The organism is Corallococcus terminator, assembly GCF_003611635.1.
GTDB lineage: Bacteria > Myxococcota > Myxococcia > Myxococcales > Myxococcaceae > Corallococcus > Corallococcus terminator.
In genome coordinates this window covers 1-5,901 of record NZ_RAVZ01000466.1, presented here as the reverse complement: position 1 = coordinate 5,901, position 5,901 = coordinate 1, and the positions used below count along the sequence as shown (strand labels likewise).

At 69.3% G+C, this 5,901-nt stretch carries 5 protein-coding genes; 3 read left to right on the top strand and 2 right to left on the bottom strand.

Annotated features, from left to right (window positions below):
• Both D7V88_RS38155 and D7V88_RS38150 read left to right on the top strand, forming a co-directional pair.
• Positions 1-1,207, top strand: a 1,207-nt coding sequence (locus tag D7V88_RS38155) for an OprO/OprP family phosphate-selective porin (RefSeq protein WP_120545462.1), incomplete at its 5' end; no start/stop codon positions are given.
• A gap of 156 nt (positions 1,208-1,363) precedes the next feature.
• Positions 1,364-2,374, top strand: a complete 1,011-nt coding sequence (locus D7V88_RS38150; protein WP_120545461.1) for a hypothetical protein — start codon at positions 1,364-1,366, stop codon at positions 2,372-2,374.
• A 3-nt stretch (positions 2,375-2,377) separates the two neighbouring features.
• On the opposite strand, the gene D7V88_RS38145 is transcribed toward D7V88_RS38150, so the two are convergent.
• Complete coding sequence (locus D7V88_RS38145; RefSeq protein WP_120545460.1) at positions 2,378-3,667, bottom strand: ATP-binding protein; 1,290 nt, start codon at positions 3,665-3,667, stop codon at positions 2,378-2,380.
• On the bottom strand, positions 3,664-4,365 hold the full coding sequence (locus tag D7V88_RS38140) for a glutamine amidotransferase-related protein (protein ID WP_120545459.1): 702 nt from the start codon (positions 4,363-4,365) through the stop codon (positions 3,664-3,666). Before D7V88_RS38140 ends, D7V88_RS38145 begins: the two co-directional genes overlap by 4 nt.
• Positions 4,366-4,593: 228 nt before the next feature.
• Here D7V88_RS38140 and D7V88_RS38135 point away from each other — a divergent pair, with 228 nt between their 5' ends.
• Positions 4,594-5,676 (top strand): M35 family metalloendopeptidase, encoded by a 1,083-nt coding sequence (locus D7V88_RS38135; RefSeq protein ID WP_120545458.1) that lies wholly within the window; start codon positions 4,594-4,596, stop codon positions 5,674-5,676.
• Positions 5,677-5,901 lie beyond the last annotated feature (225 nt).

Genomic DNA, 5,901 nt, shown 5'->3' with positions numbered 1-5,901 from the left:
CCCCGAACCCTCCCCGGCACCGGAGGCTCCGCGCATCCAGTTGTCGGAAGAGGGCTTCTCCCTGTCCTCGGCGGACAAGGCCTTCGTGGTGAAGTTTCGCGGGCAGCTCCAGGCGGACGGGCGCTTCTTCCTGGATGATCCGGAGCGCACCGGCACCAACGGCTTCGTCATGCGGCGCGTGCGCCCCATGCTGGAGGGGACGTTCTTCGGCTTCGTCGACTTCCGCTTCATGCCGGACTTCGGAAGCATGCAGCCGCTCGTGCAGGATGCGTGGATCGACTTCCACCCGAGCGACAAGCTCCGCCTGCGCGCCGGCAAGTTCAAGACGCCCTTCGGGCTGGAGCTGCTCCAGGCCGCCGTCAACACGCCCTTCATCGAACGCTCGCTCACGGTGGACCTGGTCCCCATCCGCGACGTGGGCCTGGAGCTGCACGGAGACGTGCTCGGCGGACGGGTGCAGTACTCCATCGCGGCGCTCAACGGCGAGGCGGACGGCGTGAGCTCCGACCTCAACACCGACGACAGCTTCGACCTGGCCGCGCGGCTCTTCGTCCAACCCTTCAAGCCGAGCGGCCCCGCCCTGCTCAAGGGCCTGGGCGTGGGCTTCGCGGTGACGCGGGGCCAGCAGTTCGGCACGGCCTCCAGCACCGGCGTGTCCGTCCTTCGCAGCACCGGCCAGGAGATCATCTTCAGCTACCTGAGCGGCACGGGGGCCGGCGCCACCGTCACGGCGCACGGCGAACACCTGCGCATCGCGCCCCAGGGATACTTCTACAAGGGCCCGCTGGGACTGCTCGCGGAGTACGTGAGCTCCACGCAGGAGGTGCGACTGGGGGATGAGCGCGCGCGGCTGCGCCACCATGCGTGGCAGGCCCTGGCGTCGTGGGTGGTGTTCGGCGGGGACGCAGCCTACGACGGCGTCAAGCCGACCACGCCCTTTGATCCGGAGACGGGCAAGGGCGGCGCGCTGGAGGTGGCGGTGCGCTACCACGCGCTGGACCTGGACGACGACGCCTTCCCCCGCTTCGCGGACCCCACGAAGTCGGTGAGCGCGGCGAAGGGCTTCGGCGTCGGGGCCAACTGGTACTTCAACAAGCGCGTGCGCTTCGGCGCCAACTTCCACCGCACGGACTACGAGGGCGGCGCTCCCACCGGAGACCGCGCCCCGGAGAACGCACTGCTGACGCGCTTCCAGGTCGCCTTCTAGGTTCGCTGTTCCTTCGCGCTGACGCCCGGCGTCACGCGGGCTTCGACCTGCTGCGTCTTGAAGCCCGCGCACAACCTGGATGACGCTCGCGTCCGCCGTGGCGTGCAGCCCTTCCCTCGGGGGCCCCCGCCACGGGCTCCCCCGCCGAGAGGACGCATGCCCGCGAACGTGTTCCCGCAGCGCCCGACGTCTGTCTGGATGCGCTCCATTTCGAAATGGCTTCCCCGCGCAGCGATGGTGGCCCTGCTGGGCCTGTCCGCGACCGCGACCGCGCAGCAACCCGAGCCCCCCATCGCGGAGAACGCGCCGCCCCCGGTGCTGCTGCCGCCGATCCCGGAGCGCCGCGTCTACTTCACCACCCTCAACGTGTTCCGCTACAACCCGCTGGGGCTCGAATCGCAGAACAGGCTCGTCTACCAGAAGCGCCTCTTCGACAGCCCCTCCCTGCTCTTGCGCGACACGTACGCCAGCGCTGGCGCGAGCCTCAGACTGAGCCCGGCGTTCTTCAAGGTGGGGCCCATCGTGGAGCTCCAGCCCGTGGCGGTGTTCAACCTCCGCGCCGGCTACGAATACGTGCAGTTCTTCGGCACCTTCGGCAGCGTCCAGTCGTATCCGGACTCGTTCCAGGACTACGACGACGACCTGCGCGACGTGACGAACGACCAGGCCTACGGCACCTCCGGCCACCACTTCTTCCTGGAGCCCACGCTCCAGGCGAAGGTGAAGTCGGTGGCGCTGCGCACGAAGATGGCCATCGAGTACTGGAACATGGACCTGCGCGACGGCGGTACTCGGGGCACGTTCTATGACCCGACGCTGGACACGCTGGTGCCCGGCAAGGGCTGGGTGCTCGCCAACGACACGGACCTCCTCTGGATGAACGGCCGCTGGACGCTGGGGGCTCGCTTCTCCGCAGTGTGGCCGAGCTACGATGATAACGCCAACGCCGTGGAGCCATCGCCCGGCCGCACCCTGCCCACGAACAGCCACATGCGCGTGGGCCCCATCGTCGCGTATGCCTTCGACACCCGCCCGGGCGGCTTCATGAACAAGCCCACCGCGGTGCTCATCGCCGGCTGGTACCTCACGCATGAGAACCGCACCAGCGCCATGCCCTACCTGCTGGCCGGCTTCTCCTTCAGCACGGAGCTGCTCGCCGGCCGCTGAGCCTCACCCGAAGCCCTGGGCGCGCAGCACCGCGCCCAGGGGCACGGCCTTCTCGCGCCAGGCGTCGAACAGACGCGACGCCACTTCGGGCGACGGCTGCGTCCAGCGCCAGGCACCGCGCCCCGCGCCGCCTTCGCACCGGATCAACGAGGTGCGGAGGTCCTCCGCGTCGCGGAAGGACAGGTGCTCGAACAGCAGGGGGTTCTGGCTGGTGAGGAACGCCTGACGTTCGCCCACGTCCTTCACGCACGCCTCCACCAGCTCCGGAGGCAGTCCGGCAGGCAGCTCGTCCGCGATGACGAACGCGTCGTGGACATCCAGGTAGTACAGGAAGGACAACAGCCGCCGCTGGCCGTACCCCAACTGCTCCTGGGCCACCGGCGTGCCGTCCGCGCGCACGAACGCGAAGCGGAAGCCACTGAAGCCCAGCCGTCCGCCCTGGGACAGGGGCGTCGTCTCCGTCACGTCCACCGTGAGCGTGCCCGACGCGAACCCCGCCAGCGTCACGAAGCGCGCCAGGAAGCTTCGCGGCAGCGTTTCGTGGCGGAACATCAACGTCGGGGGCAGCGGCTCGTGCTCCACCTGCTCGCGCAGCCACCCGGGCATCCACGTGGGCAGGGCCATGAGTCCCAGTGGAAACAGGTCCTCGCCCCGCCGCTCCATCGCGTAGCGGATGGCGCCGATGCGCTCGAACATCCCCAGCGCTTCGTCGAAGCGCGGCGGCGCCAGCAGGAACGTGCGGCGCAAGAGCTCCTTCAGCCGGTCCTTCACGCCGCGCTCCAGGTACTGCGCGGCCATGAAGAGCAGCGTCCACACGGAGCGATCCAACACCGACCAGTGCATGCGCTTGGCGAAGCCCGCCGCGCCATCCACTTCGCACGCGAAGCCCGTGGCGCTCGCGCGCATCACCAGCCGCACGTCCTCCGCTTCGTCCCAGCGCACCGTCGCCACGATGGAGGGCATCAGCCCGTGCGCGAGCCCCGAAGGCGGCAGGGCCAGCGCGGTCCCCGGCCCCGCGTCCGCGCCCGTCGTGGCGGGCAGCGCGGCGGGCGGTTCGTTGCGCACCGCCACGTCCACCGTCAGCGCGTCGAAGCGCAGCGAGTAGTCCAACGAGAACGGCTCGCGCAAGAGGCCGGAGAAGTCCGAGCACACCACCGTGGACACCAGCTCCAGGAGCGTCGTGCGACCACTGCCCATCTCCCCCACCACCACGTTGAGCGCGGGCCCGAACGTCAAGAGCGTGTCCGGCGCGAGCTCGCGGTAGTGGTGGACGTGCAGGCGGGTCAGCTTCATGGCGCGCGCAGTCCCTTCGCCAGCGCATGCGCCAGCCGCTGCAACATCTGCGTGTTCTCCGCCTCCGCGGCCTTCAGCTTGGGAAGCTGCGCCTTCAGCTCCTCCAGGTCCTTGCCGCGCGTGACCAGGTCCTCCGCGCCCAGCTCCAGCCAGCGCCCCAGTTCCTTCGCCGTCAGCTCCAGGTGGAACTGGAAGCCGTAGGACCTCCCCAGCCGGAACGCCTGCTGCGTGTAGCGGTCCGTGGACGCCAGCAACGTCGCCCCCGGCACCGGCGTGTACGTGTCCCCATGCCAGTGAGCCACCGCCGTGCGCGCCTTCACGCCCGCCACCACCGGGTCCTTCAGCGCGTCCTGCGTCCAGCGCACCGGGCCCACCCCCACCTCGAAGCCATTCTTGCCCGGCGACACCTGCGCGCCCGCCGCCGCCGCCAGCAGTTGCGCGCCCAGACAGACACCCACGCACGCGCGGTCATTCGCCAGCCGCTCTCCCAGCAACGCCAGCTCATCGTTCAGGAAGGGATGGGCGTCCGCCTCGTACACGCCCATCGGTCCGCCCATCACCACCACCAGCGGCGCGTCCACGTCCTCGCGCCGCACCGTCCGGAACCTTCGCACCAGAGTGAAACCCGCCGCCTCCAGCGCAGGCCCCAGGAGCCCCGGGCCCTCGTGCTCCTCATGTTCGAACACCACTGCGCGCATCGTCCGACACCTCGTTCCTACGGCCGCGAACCAACGCCCCGTGCCGCACGAAGCCTAACGCCCCACGCCACCCCGGGCCGCACCGCGGCGAGAAACGGAATAGTGGGGAGGCGTTTATTTCACAGTATTTCGTGCCATCATCAGCGAGCCCGTCTTCCCCTATAAGTGTGAGGACCCGGGCATTCCCCCTGGTGTTCGCTGCGTCGTTTTTCCGAAAGGAAGTTCCTCGTGAGCAAGAGCCTTCGTGGTTTCAAGTGGCTGGTGGGCACTGCGGTTGGCGTTTCCCTGCTGGGTGCCTGCGGCGCTCCGGTTGAGGGTGAGACCTCGCAGCCCGAGGCCGCCGAGCAGGCCCAGGGCGCCCTGACGGCGACGGTGTCCGTCGCCAAGGCGTCCATGGCGGCGAGCGAGACGGTGACGGTGCAGGTGACGCTGACCAACACCTCCTCCACGCCGGTCAGCATCCAGAAGTGGGAAGCGCCGGGCGAGGGCCTCAACGAGGGCCGCCTGTCCGTGCTGCGCGATGGCGAGTCCGTGGCTTACACCGGCGCGCACTACAAGCGCGTGCTGGGCCGCCCCGAGGACATCATCACCATCGCCCCCGGCCAGAGCATCTCCGGCCCGGTGGTCGTCTCCGACGCGTATGACCTGTCCCAGACGGGCACCTACGCCATCCGCTACGAGCTGGAGGCGCGCTCGAGCGTGACGGCGCTGTCCTCCAACGAGGTCAGCCTCTTCATCGAAGGCCGCCGCAACAGCCGCGACGAGGCGCAGGCGATGGGCCAGGTCACGGGCCAGAGCCTGGCCTACTCCGGCGCCTGCACCGCGTCCGAGCAGACCTCCATCTCCACCGCGTTCAACAGCGCGAAGACCTACTCCACCAACTCTCTCACGTACCTGAACGGGACGCCTTCCGCGACCACGCGCTTCACCACGTGGTTCGGCACGTACTCCACCACCAACTGGGGCACGATCAAGACGCACTTCAGCAAGATCAAGACCGCGTTCGACTCCGCGGCCGTCGTGGTGGACTGCAGTTGCAACGAGAGCGGCACGTACGCCTACGTGTACTCGAACGCGCCGTACAAGATCTACGTGTGCGGCGCCTTCTGGAGCGCGCCCAACACGGGCACGGACTCGCGCGCCGGCACGCTGGTCCACGAGATGAGCCACTTCACCGTCGTGGCGGGCACGGGCGACAACGCCTACGGCCAGACCGCGGCCAAGGCCCTGGCCAAGTCCAACCCCACCAAGGCGCGCGCCAACGCGGACAGCCACGAATACTTCACGGAGAACACCCCGTCGCTGCCGTAAGGTGACGCAGGTCCGTTGACCGGGGGACGCGGGCGGCATGCCTCGCGTCCCCTTCTTTTTGCGAAGACCACAAGGAGCGTCACGTGATGGGGCTGGGACGAACGAACCTCGCATGGCTCGCGGTGCTGTCCGCCGCCGGTATCAGCGCCTGTACGCCGAAGTCCGCGGAGTCGCCCGCGACGCAGCAGGCCCCCGCCGCCGCGGCGCCGACGCCCGCGCCCACCC